The 14,566-nt window shown below is 70.0% G+C and carries 11 protein-coding genes and 1 pseudogene; 6 read left to right on the top strand and 6 right to left on the bottom strand.

Translation table 11 applies throughout. The annotated features are described in order from the left end of the window. The 3 genes from ACWGIF_RS05840 to ACWGIF_RS05830 all read right to left on the bottom strand — a co-directional run bounded on the left by ACWGIF_RS05840 (position 1) and on the right by ACWGIF_RS05830 (position 3,937). Positions 1–2,640: an amino acid adenylation domain-containing protein gene (locus ACWGIF_RS05840; protein ID WP_453491550.1), complete on the bottom strand. Its 2,640-nt coding sequence runs from the start codon at positions 2,638–2,640 to the stop codon at positions 1–3. A gap of 1 nt (position 2,641) precedes the next feature. After that, positions 2,642–3,655: a class I SAM-dependent methyltransferase gene (locus ACWGIF_RS05835; protein ID WP_453491547.1), complete on the bottom strand. Its 1,014-nt coding sequence runs from the start codon at positions 3,653–3,655 to the stop codon at positions 2,642–2,644. A 72-nt stretch (positions 3,656–3,727) separates the two neighbouring features. After that, entirely contained in the window at positions 3,728–3,937 is a 210-nt protein-coding gene (locus tag ACWGIF_RS05830) for an MbtH family protein (RefSeq protein ID WP_453491544.1), read from the bottom strand. A 589-nt stretch (positions 3,938–4,526) separates the two neighbouring features. Here ACWGIF_RS05830 and ACWGIF_RS05825 point away from each other — a divergent pair. Genes ACWGIF_RS05825 through ACWGIF_RS05815 form a run of 3 tightly spaced genes read left to right on the top strand, consistent with a single transcriptional unit; the run spans position 4,527 to position 9,685 of the window. Next, positions 4,527–7,292 carry a non-ribosomal peptide synthetase gene (locus tag ACWGIF_RS05825; protein ID WP_453491542.1) on the top strand — a complete coding sequence of 922 codons (2,766 nt, stop codon included), beginning with the start codon at positions 4,527–4,529 and terminating at the stop codon, positions 7,290–7,292. Next, complete coding sequence (locus ACWGIF_RS05820; RefSeq protein ID WP_453491539.1) at positions 7,289–8,299, top strand: aspartyl/asparaginyl beta-hydroxylase domain-containing protein; 1,011 nt, start codon at positions 7,289–7,291, stop codon at positions 8,297–8,299. Before ACWGIF_RS05825 ends, ACWGIF_RS05820 begins: the two co-directional genes overlap by 4 nt. 42 nt (positions 8,300–8,341) lie before the next feature. Next, positions 8,342–9,685, top strand: a complete 1,344-nt coding sequence (locus ACWGIF_RS05815; RefSeq protein ID WP_453491536.1) for an ATP-grasp domain-containing protein — start codon at positions 8,342–8,344, stop codon at positions 9,683–9,685. Between the two features lie 295 nt (positions 9,686–9,980). Here the strand turns inward: ACWGIF_RS05815 and ACWGIF_RS05810 are convergent, their stop codons facing one another. Beyond that, positions 9,981–10,607, bottom strand: coding sequence for a YigZ family protein (locus ACWGIF_RS05810; RefSeq protein WP_453491533.1), 627 nt, complete (start codon positions 10,605–10,607; stop codon positions 9,981–9,983). 109 nt (positions 10,608–10,716) lie between these two features. On the opposite strand from ACWGIF_RS05810, the gene ACWGIF_RS05805 reads away from it, so the two are divergent. Beyond that, positions 10,717–11,121 (top strand): CoA-binding protein, encoded by a 405-nt coding sequence (locus tag ACWGIF_RS05805; RefSeq protein ID WP_453491530.1) that lies wholly within the window; start codon positions 10,717–10,719, stop codon positions 11,119–11,121. A 70-nt stretch (positions 11,122–11,191) separates the two neighbouring features. Here ACWGIF_RS05805 and ACWGIF_RS05800 read toward each other — a convergent pair. Continuing rightward, positions 11,192–11,758, bottom strand: a pseudogene (locus ACWGIF_RS05800) (helix-turn-helix domain-containing protein); the annotation flags it as partial. Positions 11,759–11,865: 107 nt separating this feature from the next. On the opposite strand from ACWGIF_RS05800, the gene ACWGIF_RS05795 reads away from it, so the two are divergent. Continuing rightward, the gene (locus ACWGIF_RS05795) at positions 11,866–12,732 is read left to right on the top strand and encodes an EamA family transporter (protein ID WP_453491527.1); all 867 of its coding nucleotides are present in this window, start codon (positions 11,866–11,868) and stop codon (positions 12,730–12,732) included. A gap of 6 nt (positions 12,733–12,738) precedes the next feature. Here the strand turns inward: ACWGIF_RS05795 and ACWGIF_RS05790 are convergent, their stop codons facing one another. Continuing rightward, the gene (locus ACWGIF_RS05790) at positions 12,739–13,665 is read right to left on the bottom strand and encodes a DapH/DapD/GlmU-related protein (protein ID WP_453491524.1); all 927 of its coding nucleotides are present in this window, start codon (positions 13,663–13,665) and stop codon (positions 12,739–12,741) included. A gap of 197 nt (positions 13,666–13,862) precedes the next feature. Here ACWGIF_RS05790 and ACWGIF_RS05785 point away from each other — a divergent pair, with 197 nt between their 5' ends. Continuing rightward, positions 13,863–14,408: a gamma carbonic anhydrase family protein gene (locus tag ACWGIF_RS05785; protein WP_453491521.1), complete on the top strand. Its 546-nt coding sequence runs from the start codon at positions 13,863–13,865 to the stop codon at positions 14,406–14,408. The last annotated feature ends 158 nt before the right edge of the window (positions 14,409–14,566 follow it).

Below are 14,566 nucleotides of genomic sequence, written 5' to 3'. Positions count from 1 at the left end.
TCAGGCCGCCTGTGGAACAGCGGCGAGCCACGCGGCGAAGCTCGGCGCGCGCAGGCACCAGCTGGGGGAGATTTCCACGCCGGTGAGCCGGCGAACCCGGGCGCTGACACGCAGCGCCAGAAGGGAGTGGCCGCCCAGCATCACGAAGTCGTCGTCGTCCATGACCTCGTCCACCGAGAGCACCTCGCGCCAGATCTCCCGCAGCCGCTCCGCCCAGACGTCTGCTTCGCCGGTGCGGCTGCCATCCGCCGGCCCCGCGAGGGAGGGTGGCGGCGGTAGTTCGCGGCGGGCCACCTTGCCATTGGGCAGCCGGGGCAGCTCCTCCACGAAGATGAACTGGCTCGGCCGCATCGCCGGGGGCAGCAGGTCGCCCGCGTACCGGCGCAACTCGCGCGCGGTGAGGAGGACCTCGGAGGGCCGCACCTCGGACAGCGCCACCGCCGGCCCGGCCGACCCGGAGTCCCGGGTGGCGTAGACGTAGGTGACATCGGCATCCGTGCCGACACTCCAGTCGTCCACGGTGTGGACGGTGAAGCCGGCGTCGGTCAGAATCTCCTTGATCTCCACGCCGACCGTGCTGCTGCGCTCGACCTCCAGGCACACCTGCCCGATGAGCTTCCAGTGTTCGGGGCGGATGCCGCGCAGCACGCTCAGCTCGGCGCCCTCGGTGTTGACCTTCAGGAGATCGATCCGGTCCATGGACATCCGGTCGATCAGGCTCGACAGGTCCGTCGTCTCCACCTCGTGCAGTGTGGCGCTCAACCGCTCTTCGGCGTCCCGCAGGAGCCCCGCGATTTCCTCTTCGGTGCCGGTGCCGGTGCCGGTGCCAGTGCCGGACTGACGGTAGTGCGACTGCACCAGCTCCACGGCCTCGTCCTGACGGCCGGCGCCCAGCCCGGACAGGTAGCTCAGCTGGGGGAAGGAGGTCAGCGTCTCGGAACCGATCCGGTCCGTGACGGCCATCGGCACGATCTCGGCATCCACACCGCCCAGTTCGAGATTGACGCGCAGGTACGGGAGCGTGTCGGGGTTGGGCTCCACCGCCACCAGCCGGATCCCGGGTGCCTGTTCATGGGCCCAGAGCCCGAACAGACCGATGTTTGCGCCCACGTCAAGGACCACGTCGTTCTCGGCGAGCCGGACCCCGAAGCGGGAGTATTCATCCTGCTCGAAGATCTGCCGGTACAAGAACAGCGCCTCGTCCGGCGAAGGAGTTGCAACGGCGGTCCCGCCGGGAAGCTGTACCCGCTGAAGGCCGTCCACGATGGCCGAGTGGGAGCGTGTGGCGGCTACGTAGGCGACCAGCCGTACGCCGGCGGCCTGGTCGGGGACACCGATCACAGTGGCGTCCCGCACCATCGGGTGGCCGCGTAGTACGCTGCCGACCTCCTCCGGCTCCACCCGGACGCCGCGTACCTTGACCTGGTCGTCGATCCGGCCTCGGAACTCAAGGTATCCGGGCTCGGTGATCCGTACGAGGTCGCCCGTGCGGTACATACGGCCGCCGGTGAACGGGTCCGGCCTGAAGCGCTCGGCGGTCTGCGGCTCGTCGTCCAGGTAGCCACCGCCGACGGCGATGCCCCCGATCCACAGCTCGCCGGTCATCCCGGCGGTCACCGGAAGCAACTGCTCGTCCAGCACGTGGCAGTCAACGCCGTCGATCGGTCGGCCGATCGGCGCGATGTCGCCATCGAACGGCTCATCACAGTCCCAGTAAGTGGCGTTGACCGAGGTCTCGGTGGGCCCGTACTGGTTGTACAGGGAGGTGGGCAGCAGCGATCGGAATCGCTTGACCGTGGTCATGTCCAAGGCCTCGCCGCCGCAGAACACCCGCCGCAGCGAGGTGCAGTACGTCAGCTCCTCCTCTTCGACGACGTGGCGGAGCACGGACGGAACGAAGTGGGCGGTGGTGACCTCCGCCTCCTGGATCAGCCGGACCAGTCCCAGGCTGTCGAACTGCAGGCCCGGTGGCGCGATCACGAGGGTGCCGCCCGAGATGAGCGGGGAAAAGATCTCGTGGATAGCGGCGTCGAAGGCCGACGAGGCCTTGTGCAGGACGCGGTCGGTGGATTCGAAGGCGTACGTGCGGTGGCCCCATTCCAGCCGGTTGACCAGGCCCGCGTGGTGCAGACGCACGCCCTTGGGCCGGCCGGTCGAGCCGGAGGTGAAGAGGATCATGGCCGTCTGTTCGGCGGGGCTCGTCTCGCGCCGGCTCAGCCGGCCCAGCTCGGAGAGCGGCGCCGACGCCGTGGCCGGGACCAGCCAGAGCGCCGTGTCACCGCCGTCGGAACCGTGGAGTTCGGGCGTGTCGGTGCCGTCGTACAGGATCACTCGGGGGCGGGCAGAGGCGCAGACCTGTGCCCGGCGCTCGGCCGGGAATTCCGGATCCATGGGGACGGCGACCGCGCCCAGCGTCATCGTCGCAATCAGCGAGCACACGTAGGCGGCGGACCGGGGGAGATGCAGGCCGACGTGGTCACCGGGGCCGACACCGGCGTCGTCAAGCTGTGTGGCAACGGCGGCGACCCGTTCCCACAGCTCCCGGTAGGAGAGCTCGCCGTCGGGTCCGAGCACGGCCGGGCTGTCGGCGTACGGGCCGTCGGCTGTCTGGAGCAGGTCGGGTACGTAGACATGGCTCATGTCAGACCGCCTTCTCGGCCACGGCCGCGATCGCGAGCCGCGGCACTTCTGCGGCGAAACCGCCTTCGACTTCCCGGATGACGGGGCGGGTCGGGCACTCGGGCGCGTCGGCCAGCCCCTCGAGATAGGCAGAGTGGTCGAAGAACTCGGTGAGGAGATCCCACACGACGGCGTTGTTCCGCTGAGCGGAGAAGTAACTCCGGATTCCGTACATGTCTGCGACGTAGTCGCACATGCGGTCGCGCGCTTCTTCGGCCGTCGTCCCGCAGACGATCAGCGGGTCGTATATATCCAACACTTCGAGAGATACGGGAAGTCCACTGAAGTGGTCCTCGAACTCCGAGCGGGTGAAGTGCGCATAGGCATGCCCGGTCGCCGAATATTCGTGCACGGCATCGGTGAAGAACCGCGCCATCGGGCTGGATTCGTCGAAGTCGTGCACGACTACCCGACCACCCGGGCGCACCACACGGACGGCCTCCGCGGCGGCGCGAGGCCGGTCCGCGGGCGCGATGTGGTGGGTCCCGTACGCGAGGAGCGCGGCATCAACAGAGTTGTCGCGCAGCAGGAGCGCCTCGGCGGCCTGGCGCACGGCGGGCAGGCCCTGTGCCAGTGCGCGGGCGACCATCTGAGCGGAGACGTCCCCGGTGACGATGGCCAGCTTGGCGGTGCTGCTGTCGGACCGGCCTGCGACGGCCCGCGCGATGGTGCCGTCCCCGCCGAGCACGTCGAGCACGACGACGTCGCCCAGCGTGTCGGCCGGGGTCGCCAAGGTCAGCAGCCGGTGCGCACCGGTCCATCGCACGAACGAGTCCTGCTGTGCCCGCCGGTACGAGTCACCGCGACCGGTGTCGTCGGAGTCGAACTCGTTTGTCAGGGACAGCAGAGAGGAAAGGGTGTCCGGGTCGTGGGCGCGCGCGAGATCGAGCAGCCCGTAGAGCCGCGGATACTCCGCCGCCACGTTGCGTAGGTACCCGTCGAGTGAGACAGAAGGCAGGTATGAGCCTTCGGACACGGTGAACCGACCCCCTGCAGTGCTTTGCACTGAAAAATAGACGATGAAAAAGACTGCCGTAAGTGGCCGACGTTAGCCGTGAGAACGGAGGAGACTGGTCGGTCTCATGTCAGTCCAGTGGGATTCAATGTACTCTGTGCAGTTTTCCCGGGTCCCTTCTGATACGGAATTCCATCCGGCTGGGACGGGTATCCATGAGGGCCACAGAGAATGTTGGTTTTCGTCATTTACCAGCACCATGAATGTCCCCGACGCATCGGCTTCAAAGGGGTTCAGGGTCACGAGTCTTCCTCCTGGCTCACGGCCTCAACGGAGGTGCCGGAGTGGCGGAGCGCTGACGGCGATCCGCCGTCGATAGGCCGCTGAGGTGCAGATTCATCCTGCGCATAGGCTTCTTCAAAGATCAATGTGCCCTAGGTCACGCCACCAACCGACCGCTAGGAATGTACGGCATCCGGCCCGTATGTCCGTTCTGAAGCTTCCGCCCCATAACCCCAAAGTAGGCCTAGGTCGGGACCAGGGTCCTGCATTCCGGTATCGCTGGATGACCGACACCAGGGCCCTTGACACCGTGCGCTTCACAGGTTGATGATCAACCGAAACTGATCTTGATTATCCCTCTGGAGTTTCGGTCGTGACTGCTCAGCGGAGTTCCCGACTGGTCTTGGATGGCAGTCGATTTTCAGCCTTCAGTCACGCATTGCATGCGCCAATCCCTGGTGGCGTTGATGCGACTGCTTTCGGCCACTCACTGCCGGTCGTACTGTGGCGTGAAGAGGTGCCCCACCCCGCGGACGCCCCCGCCGCGCGACATCGGCTCCGCGCCGAGCTGGCTCGGCCTGTCGACGCTGCGGCCCCGCAGCCGCGCGCCGTGCTCCTGTGTCACAGCGACGGCACCGCCGACCTGGTGTTGTCCGCGCACCGCTCGGTCCTTGACCCCCGCTCACTGCGCGTCCTGGCCGACAGGCTGATGGCGGAACTGGATGCGAACGGCGAGAAGGTCCGCGCGGGAGCTGGAAGGCCTTCCAGCCGAGGGTCGCATTCCGGCCAACTCTCCTCCGGCGAGCCGACTCTGCCCCCATCCGTGGCCCCCGGCTCTGAACTCTGGGAAAACTGGGCCGGTGCCGACTACGTCCAGCGTCCTGGCTGGGCTACCCCGGAGCCCGGTGCGGACGACCGGACCGCCGTCCTGCGAATCGCCCTCACCGCCGGTCCCGCCCTCGGCCCCACCGACGTGTGCGCCACCCTGGCCGTGGCTGCCGCTCTGGTGCTCGGACGGTACGAAGGGCAGGAAAGGCCCATCCTCGCCGCCATCGCGCCCGATCCGGGCCGACCGCCCCGCGCCCTCGGCGCCCACGACTTCGCCACGCTGCTCACTCCCGATCTCTCGGGCGCGCACGACCTGCCCACCCTCGTCACCTCCACACGGCGGCAGCTACGCGACACTTCGCAGCGGTGCGACGCCTCCGAATACCAGGCCCTCACCGAACGCGCCGAGGGGCGCGTCTTCGTTGGTCTCCTCCCCGAGGCGGCCGAGGGGCAGGTTCCCTGCCACAGCGCCCCGTTTCCGCTCACCCTCGTCCCGCGCCGCGACCCCAACGGTGACCTGAGCCTGGAGGCCCACTACCGCCTCCTCGACGTCGACCCGGATTCCGCCACGCGCTTCACCCGCCACGTGACACAGGCGTACGAGGCGATCACCGCCGCCGCTCCCGGTACTCAGCCGTTGGACATCGACCCGCTGGACCAGGAAGAACGGGAGCGGCTGACCGCGATGGGTGCAGGCGGAACCCTGCCGCCTCACCCGCCCGTCCGCGTCGAAGAGCTGTTCACGGCCCGCGCCACAGATTGCCCTGACGACATCGCCCTGGTGTACGAAAACGAACAGACCACCTACGGCCGGCTGCTGCATCGGGCCCGGCAGCTGGCGGCAGGCCTGCTCGCACAGGGGGCGCGCCCGGGCGACCACATCGGGGTCTGCCTGGAGCGCTCCACCGACCTGGTCGTAACCCTGCTGGCCGTGCTGCTGGCCGACGGCGTCTACGTACCCATGGACCCTGCCTATCCCACCGCCCGCCTGGCGGACACCGCGCGCGACGCCGGCCTGCGCCTCCTCGTCACCGAGCTGACCGAAATCCCCGGCGCCGACGGCATCCGACTGCTGCCACCCGCCGCGCTCACCGAGGCCGGTGCGAGCGCACCCGCGCCCCCGGCCCCCGGCCGGGGCCCGGACGAGGCGGCGTACATCATCTACACCTCGGGCTCCACCGGCCGTCCGAAAGGCGTGGTCGTCCCGCACCGCAACGTGATCGCTTTGCTGGAGGCCACCCGTACGGACTTCGCACTCGGGCCGCACGACGTGTGGTCGCTCTTCCACTCCAGCGCATTCGACTTCTCGGTCTGGGAAATATGGGGTGCCCTGCTCACCGGTGCACGTCTGGTCGTCGTCCCGTACTGGGTCTCCCGCTCACCGGACGAGTTCCATGCCCTCCTCGTGAAGGAGGGGATCACGGTACTGAGCCAGACCCCCTCCGCCTTCGGTCAGCTCGTCGAGGCGGACCTGCGACAGGACGACCAGCTGCCGGTACGCCTTATGGTTTTCGGCGGCGAACCGCTGGACACCGCCCCCCTCAGCGGTTGGTTCGACCGCTACCCGGAGTCCCGCTGCCGGCTGGTCAACATGTTCGGCATCACGGAGACCACCGTCCATGTCACGGCCGAGACCATACGGCGCCGCCACGCGCTCGCCGGCTCCCGGTCCGTCGGCCGCGCCCTGCCCGGCTGGCAGGTATACGTACTGGATCCGCGCGGCCGCCCGCTGCCCTACGGAGCCCCGGGCGAGATTCATGTCGCCGGGGCCGGAGTGGCCACCGCCTACTGGAACCGACCCGAACTGACCGAACAGCGCTTCGTGACCGACCCGTTCCGCGGCGGTCGCATGTACCGCAGCGGGGACCTCGGCCGACTGCGCCCCGACGGCAGCCTCGAACACCTTGGTCGGCTGGACAGCCAGGTGAAGGTCAGGGGCTTCCGCATCGAACTGGACGAGATCCGGGCCGTGCTGCTGGACGACCCCTCCGTCAGGTTCGCCGCCGTCGTTCTCGGAGGCGGCGGACCGGGTGGCGACGCCGCCGAGGTGCGCATAGACGCCTATGTGGTGCCGGTGGAAGGCGCCGAAGCCGATCCGCTCGACATACGGCGCCGCGCGGCACGCATCCTGCCGGAGTTCATGGTGCCGGCCGGAGTCACGGTACTGGCATCGCTTCCGCTGACGGTCAACGGGAAGGTCGACGTGGCCAGTCTCCCCGCACCCGAAGCCGCCCGCCTGCGGAACGTACCCACACCGTCTCCAGGCACGGACCCGGGCCCTGCGCCCGGAAACCCCGGGCACGGTTCCGACCTGGTCGGCGCGCTGACCGGGATCTGGCAGGCGGTTCTCGGCGTCTCCGTCGGACCGCAGGACAACTTCTTCGAGCTGGGCGGCAACTCGCTCTACGCAGTACGCATAGCGGCGGCCGTCCGCAACCGAGGCCTGCCGCCGATCCCGCTGCGCGCGTTCTATCGCACCCCGACCGTGAGCGCCCTCGCCAAGGCGCTCGCCTCCGATCCTGACAGTAGGGACGCTCACCGCACATGACAGACAGCACTGGTTCGAATGCCTCGACCGGCGCGGCACGGCTGCCCGACGTGGTCAGATTGCTGCCCAAGCCCGACCCCGAGCAGCTGCAGCGGGAACTCTTCTCTCTCGGCGAGCGCTTCAGCCCGCAGGCGACCTTCGACGCGGGCACGATCATCGAGAACGAGTACGAGGGCTGGCGCGTGCTGTCACTGCGCGGCCCGGACGGCGACCCCGGCCGTACGGACGCCGGCGGCCCCGGCCTCGCCGACTACGCGGACACTCCGTTCATGGCCAAGGTGCCGTACACCGCATCCGTGCTGGCCGGTCTCGGTCCCGCACTGCGCTCGGTCCGGTACATGTCCATGGAGCCGGGCGCCGCGGTGGGTGTGCACACCGACTACCCGTACGGCCTGCCGGTCGGCTGGGCACGGCTGCACATGCCGATCACCACGAACGACCAGGCCGTGATCGTGATCGACGGAGCTGAGCAGCGCTGGCAGCCGGGTGAGCTGTGGTACGCCAACTTCGGCCTTCCGCACCACCTCTACAACCGCGGTGACCAGCCGCGCGTACACCTGGTCATCGACTGTTTCTGTGACCCCGGACTGCTGAACCTCTTCCCCGACGAGTACCGCGCGATCCTGGACCCCGCCGATGTGATGCTGAGGGCGGAGCGGAAGCCGACCGTCCCAGACGAGCTGACGAGCCTCGTGGGTCCGCTGCCGGTGCCCGCGGCGTTCCTGCTCCCGTACGCCGACCCGCCGAGCGCCGCCGAATGGTCCGACCCGGCGCGCCCGGACGCGGCCGGTGAGCTTGTCGTCCGTGACGGGCGGCTGATCCTCGTCGCCGAGGACGAGCCGGACGCCGTGCTGGAGCACATAGGGGACAACGAGTTCCGCTACCAGTGCTGGAGCGAGGAGCGCACCGTGCGGTTCGAGGTCCGCGACGGGGTCCGCAATGCCGTGTTCCGCTACCGCCATGGCAGTTACCGCACGGAGGTCGCTCGTCCGGGCGTCCCCTCGTAAACCCGAAAGCCCCGTACGAACGTAGTCAGGAGAGCCTCACCGATGCCCGACCGTCAGGAAACCTCGATACTCAACATCGGCGTCGATCGGTACGTATTGCGTGCCTGCCAACGCCACGCTGCCGAGACAGTGGCTCTCTGCGCACCTGAGCCCTGGGACTTCGGCCCGACCGTCCCCGCCGAAGGCGTCCGCATTCTGCGCGCCGACGACGTGGGCAACGCCGAGTCGGTGCTGGGGGCCCTGCACCGTGCGGGGCTGGGCGACTACCGTTTCAGCGCCGTCCACTCGGGTGACGAGTTCGCCCTGGTCACCTCGGGCCTGCTGGCCCAGCACCTCGGATGCGCCGGCATGGACCCGCTGGTCGCGTTGAACTTCCGGGACAAGGCCCTGCAGAAGCAGCGGGTGCGGGAAGCCGGCATCTCCACCGCGGCCTCATTGGTGATCGAGGACATCCACGATGTGCGCCACCTTGCTGACACCCCGTTCGCCCGCTCGGTGCTCAAGCCCCTGTCGTACGGCGGCACAGGCTTCACCGCCACCGTCTCCGACTACCCCGGGCTCGCAGCGCTCAGCCGGGACTACCGGGCCCGCCAGCTGGACCGCCGCACTTTTGTGCTGGAGGAGTTCATGGAGGGAGAGGAATGGATTGCCGACGGCGTGGTCTTCGAGGGCGAAGTCCTGTTCTTCGCCCTGGGGAAGTACGGCGAGCCCTGCCTCGATGCGCTGAAGGAGCAGCGGCCGCTGTGGGCGCGGGCCATGGACCCGGATACCGAATCATGGGCCTACGATCTGGCCGCCCCGGTGGTGCGCGGGTCGCTGGAGGCAATGGGGATGTCGACCGGCGTATTCCATATGGAGCTGTTCCACAACCCGGCTACAGGCCAGGTCAGCTTCGGTGAGTGTGCCGCCCGGCGCGGAGGCGGCCTCACCGAAGAGCAGGTGCTGCACAAGTTCAACGTCGACCTGTCCGAGTGCGGCGTACTGTGCGCTCTTGGCAAGCGGCCCGAGCTGGACGTGAAGATCCGCCCGGGCGCAGTAGGCCACACTCATCTGCTGGGCCGCCCCGGCACGATCATCAGCTACCCGTCGGTTGGCGAGCTCCAGGAACTCCCCGGTGTGGCGTACGCACGCTACGAGCATCCCTTCGGCAGTTCGCTGCCGGACTCCATCCAGTTCATCGGCCAAAGCCTCGGTCTGATGCTGATCACCGGGGACACGAACGAGGAACTCACCTCGCGGGTGACGGAACTGCGCAACTACGTGGACGAGCGCCTTGTCGTGGCATCGCCCCGCATGACCTTCCGGGAGCACCGGGAGTGGCACCAGTCCCACTGGCCGGACCACGCCGGCCTCGGTGGCGGAGTGTACGAGCCGCCGACCGCGTGAGCCGCCCGGCCTCACGCGGGGGCTGGACTTCGCCGGCCAGAGTCACAAGGACCGCGCCGGCGTGATCGCCGGGCACGGCAGGGAGTTGCGCCGACGCTCGGCCGGCGAAAGATGTGGGCCGGCCGGCCACCACGTGTGAGCACAACCGCCAGCCCACCCGGGACCAGGCCGGCGCCACTCTGGCAGCGACAGCCCGATCCAACCGGACGCGAACGCCGGGCGGATCGGGCTGTGAATGGGTGGGGTGGTGGCAGGTCGGCACCGAACCGGCACCGCCAACCCGTCCCCGGGGCCCTCAGGGCGCGTACGTCTCTCCGCCGAGGGTGAGACCGGCACTGCCCGCCGTGCTGTCGGCCAGCCAGGCCTCGAAGGCGGGCAGGTCCGCCTCCGGGAGGGCGACCTCGATCTCCACCGCGGAGCCGTAGCGCAGGTCCACCACGGTCCGGCCCGTGGCGCGCAGGTCGTTCTGGACCTTGCCCGCCCGCTGGTGGTCGACGGTGACGGTGGCCAGCCGGTAGCGGCGCCGGGTGACGGTGCCGAGCTCGTCGAGGGCTTCCCCGACGACCCCGCCGTAGGCCCTGATCAGCCCGCCGGCGCCGAGCTTCACACCGCCGTAGTAGCGGGTGACCACGGCGACCGCGTAGCGGACGTCGCGGCGCATGAGCATCTGCAGCATGGGGACCCCGGCGGTGCCGCCGGGCTCGCCGTCGTCGCTGGCCTTCTGCGCGGAGGCGTCGGCACCGATGACGTAGGCGAAGCAGTTGTGCGTGGCGGTGGAGTGCTCCTTGCGGATGCGCGCCACGAACTCCTGCGCCTCCTGCTCGGTGGCGGCGGGCGCGAGCGAGCACAGGAAGCGCGAGCGGTTGATCTCGGACTCGTGCACGCCCTCGCGGGCCACCGTCACGTACTGGTCTGCCTTCACCGCTCCACCCTACGGGGAATCGGACATGTGTCTTTTCGGTTGATGCGGCAGAGCAGCGGACGCGGCAGCGGACGACGACGGCAGACGAGAACACCAGGAGGCGGCGCGCGTGTACGGCGATCCGGCAACCATCCGAAAGATCCTCACCGAGCTCGGTGACACCTGGGCCGTGGTGGGCCTCTCGAACAACGAGGACCGGGCGGCCTACGGAGTCGCCCGCGTGCTGCAGCAGTTCGGCAAGCGGGTGATCCCCGTGCACCCCAAGGCCGAGACCGTGCACGGCGAGCCCGGCTACGCCTCGCTGGCGGAGATTCCGTTCAAGGTGGACGTGGTGGACGTCTTCGTGAACAGCGAACTGGCCGGACCGGTGGCCGACCAGGCTGCCGCCGTCGGCGCCGACGCCGTCTGGTTCCAGCTCGGCGTGATCGACGAGGCCGCCTTCGAGCGGACCCGCGAGGCGGGGCTGGCGATGGTCATGGACCGCTGCCCGGCGATCGAGATCCCCGCGCTCTAGGGTCCGACCCCGCGACCGTGCCGCCGTGCGCATGCGCGGTCGCGGCGGCCGGCGCGGGTACCGGCGGCGACACCGGCGGGACCGACACCGCGAGGGTCATCTCCATCGGCACCGGGCCGTCGTTGCGGTAGGAGTGCGCGACGTTGGCCTCGAAGGCGGCCGCTGCCCCGGCCGGTACGCGGAACTCCTCCTCGCCGACCACCAGGGTCAGCTCCCCCGCCGTGACGTGGAGCATCTCGATGGTGCCGGAGGGGTGCGGGACGGAGTCCGTCCCCTCGCCCGGCACCAGGTGCCAGGTCCACAGCTCCATCGGCCCGCGCTGGTCGGTACCGATCAGCATGGTCGTCGAGCTGCCCGCCTCGCTCGCCCAGATCCGGACGACCTGTTCCGGCGGGACGATGCGGACCTGTGGTCCCCGGTCGTGGTCGAGGAGCGTGGAGATGCTGACGCCGAGCGCGTCGGCCAGCCTGACCGTGGTGCCCACGCTGGGGTTCGTACGGGCCTGCTCGATCTGGATGATCATCCCGCGGCTCACTCCCGAGCGGGCGGCCAGGGAGTCCAGGGTGAAGCCGCGCTCGGCACGCCACCTCTTGAGGTTCCCGGCGAGCGCCTGGGTGAGCTGTTCGAGATCCGACACCATTCCGTCCAATATTTTGGATGACATAGTTCAATGGACTGCACTAACCTGCCGGGTATTCGATGCTGCACCCCAGCGTTCATTGCACTGTACTGCGAGGCCCTCCCATGACCGCCCTCTTCGCCCTGGCCACAGCCGTGCTGTGGGGCCTCGCCGACTTCGGCGGCGGGCTGCTCACCCGCCGGATCCCGGCGCTCACGGTGGTCGTCGTCTCGCAGGTGGTCGCCGTCGTCGTGCTGGGCGCGGTGGTCCTCGGCACCGGCGCCTGGCGGGAGGCCGGGCCGCAGCTGTGGTTCGCCGTCGGCGCGGGCCTGGTCGGACCGGTCGCCATGCTCAGCTTCTACAAGGCGCTGGCCCTCGGCCCGATGGGCGTGGTCTCGCCCCTGGGCTCCCTCGGGGTGGTCGTGCCCGTGACCGCGGGACTGATGCTGGGCGAGCGGCCCGGTCCCGGCCAGTTCGCGGGCATCGTCGTGGCCGTCGCCGGCATCGTCCTCGCGGGCGGGCCGGAGCTGCGCGGTGCGCCCGTCCAGCGGCAGGCCGTCGTCCTCACTCTGGTCGCGGCCTTCGGCTTCGGCGCGGTGATGGCGCTGATCGCGCAGGCGTCCACCACCCTCACCGGGCTGTTCCTCGCCCTGTTCGTCCAGCGGGTCACCAACGTCGCCGTCGGCGGCGCCGCGCTGTGGGCCCAGGCCGGGCGCGGCGTCCCGGCCCTCCCGGCGGGCACCGGGCCGGGAGTCCTGTGGGGGATGCTGCCCGCCCTGGCCTTCGTCGGCCTCGCGGACGTCGCGGCGAACGGCACGTACTCCATCGCCGCCCAGAACGGCCCGGTCACGATGGCCGCCGTACTGTCCTCGCTCTACCCGGTGGTCACCGCGCTCGCCGCTTTCGCGGTCCTCAAGGAGCGCCTGCGCACGATCCAGGCGGCGGGCGCCGGCCTGGCCCTGGCGGGAACGGTTCTCCTGGCGGCCGGCTGACCGGCCCTACGCCTGCTCCGCCTCCGCCAGTTCGCCCTGCGCGACTGCGGTCTGCACCGGCCCGGTCTGCACGAGCCCGGCCGCCGCCGGCTCGGCCTGCGCGACCCTGGTCTGCACGACCCCGGCCTCCGCCGGCCCCGCCTCGGCCGGCTCGGCCCCCGCCGGCTCGGCCCCCGCCGGCTCGGCCTCAGTCAGCTCGGCCTCAGTCAGCTCGGCCAGCCCGCGCAGCTGCTCCGGGGTCATCCCGTCGGGGATCGGCACCGGCGCCGGCGTGCGCAGCGGCGGCTGCCAGCCCGTCTCCGGCTGCCAGCGCCGTACGATGCGCGCCGGCGCCCCCGCCACCACGGCGTGGTCCGGCACCTCACCCCGCACGACGGCCCCCGCGGCCACCACGACGTTGCGGCCGAGCCGCGCCCCCGGCAGGATCACCGCGCCGGTGCCGAGCCAGCACCCCGGGCCGATCTCCACCGGCGCGTTGCGCGGCCACTGCCGTCCGACGGGCTCGTGCGGGTCGTCGTAGCTGTGGTTCGTGGACGTGATGTAGACCCCGGGACCGCAGAACGTGTTCGCCCCGATGGTGATCCGGGCGTCGGCGATGACATGGCTGCCGCGTCCGATGACCACCCCGTCGCCGAGCACCAGCATGGGCTCCGCGCCCAGGTCGAGGTCCGGCATCATCCCGGCGGTGAGGGTCACCTGCTCGCCGATGATGCAGTGCCCACCCAGCCGGATCCACGGCTCGCCGAAGATCGTGCCCTGCGGGAAGGCGAGCCGGGTGCCGTGCCCGATCGCGCCGAACCGCAGCCGCCCCGGGGTCTGCGCGGTGACCGCACCGGCCTGCTGCATCCAGCGCCAGCCGGTGTGGACCACGCGGCTCGCCAGCCGGCGGCGCAGGGCCGTCAGAGATGAGAACGTGTTCTGTTTCTTCGGCACCCGGCCACGGTAGTGCGCCGGACCCCCGTCGTCCGGACCACGATCCTGTGATCTTCACCCCATCGCGGGCACGGCGGGCCGCGTGCCCTACGGTGCCGTTAGCGCGGCACCCGGACGACGGACGGCGGACGACACGTACGACGGACGACAGATGGCAGACGACGGACGACGGACGACGGACGACAGAGGAAGAGAACATGACGCACCAGGCGGCCCAGGCACTCGTGGCGGGTGTCGGCGGCAAGCACCCGGACATCGACCCGACGGCCTTCACCGCTCCCACCTCGGTCGTGGTCGGCGATGTCACCCTCGCCGCCGGCGCGAGCGTCTGGTACTCGGCGGTGCTGCGCGCCGACTGCGGCCCGGTCACGCTCGGCGCCGACAGCAACGTGCAGGACAACTGCACCGTCCATGTGGACCCGGGCTTTCCGGTCTCGATCGGCGAGCGCGTCTCCATCGGCCACAACGCCGTCGTGCACGGCTGCACGGTCGAGGACGACTGCCTGATCGGCATGGGCGCGACCGTGCTGAACGGCGCCGTGATCGGCGCCGGTTCCCTGGTGGCCGCGCAGGCGCTGGTCCCCCAGGGCATGGTGGTCCCGCCCGGCTCGCTGGTGGCGGGCGTCCCCGCCAAGGTGCGGCGCGAGCTGACAGAGGAGGAACGCGAGCACATCCGGATCAACGCCGCGATGTATGTGGAGCTCTCCCGGCAGCACCGCGCCTCGGTCACCCCGGACGCTTAAGCCGTCTCTTCCGGATCCTGCCTGACCCGGGACGCCTGGCACGGCACCTCACCGCGTTGTCGCGTCGCGCGAGTACGACACGTACGAGCTGCGACGCTCCGCCTTGCGATGCACCGCACAGACGCCGCGGGCTCAAGCGGCAAGATCCGAAAGAGACG

The sequence above is a fragment of the Streptomyces sp. NPDC054849 genome (genome assembly GCF_053610945.1).
This window is presented reverse-complemented; position numbering and strand designations above follow the sequence as displayed.

What these genes read in the sequence shown, in the direction of transcription:
- ACWGIF_RS05840 (WP_453491550.1), bottom strand. Translation starts at nt 2,640, where the DNA reads ATGAGCCATGTCTACGTACCCGACCTGCTCCAGACAGCCGACGGCCCG.
- ACWGIF_RS05820 (WP_453491539.1), top strand. Translation starts at nt 7,289, where the DNA reads ATGACAGACAGCACTGGTTCGAATGCCTCGACCGGCGCGGCACGGCTG.
- ACWGIF_RS05815 (WP_453491536.1), top strand. Translation starts at nt 8,342, where the DNA reads ATGCCCGACCGTCAGGAAACCTCGATACTCAACATCGGCGTCGATCGG.
- ACWGIF_RS05795 (WP_453491527.1), top strand. Translation starts at nt 11,866, where the DNA reads ATGACCGCCCTCTTCGCCCTGGCCACAGCCGTGCTGTGGGGCCTCGCC.
- ACWGIF_RS05785 (WP_453491521.1), top strand. Translation starts at nt 13,863, where the DNA reads ATGACGCACCAGGCGGCCCAGGCACTCGTGGCGGGTGTCGGCGGCAAG.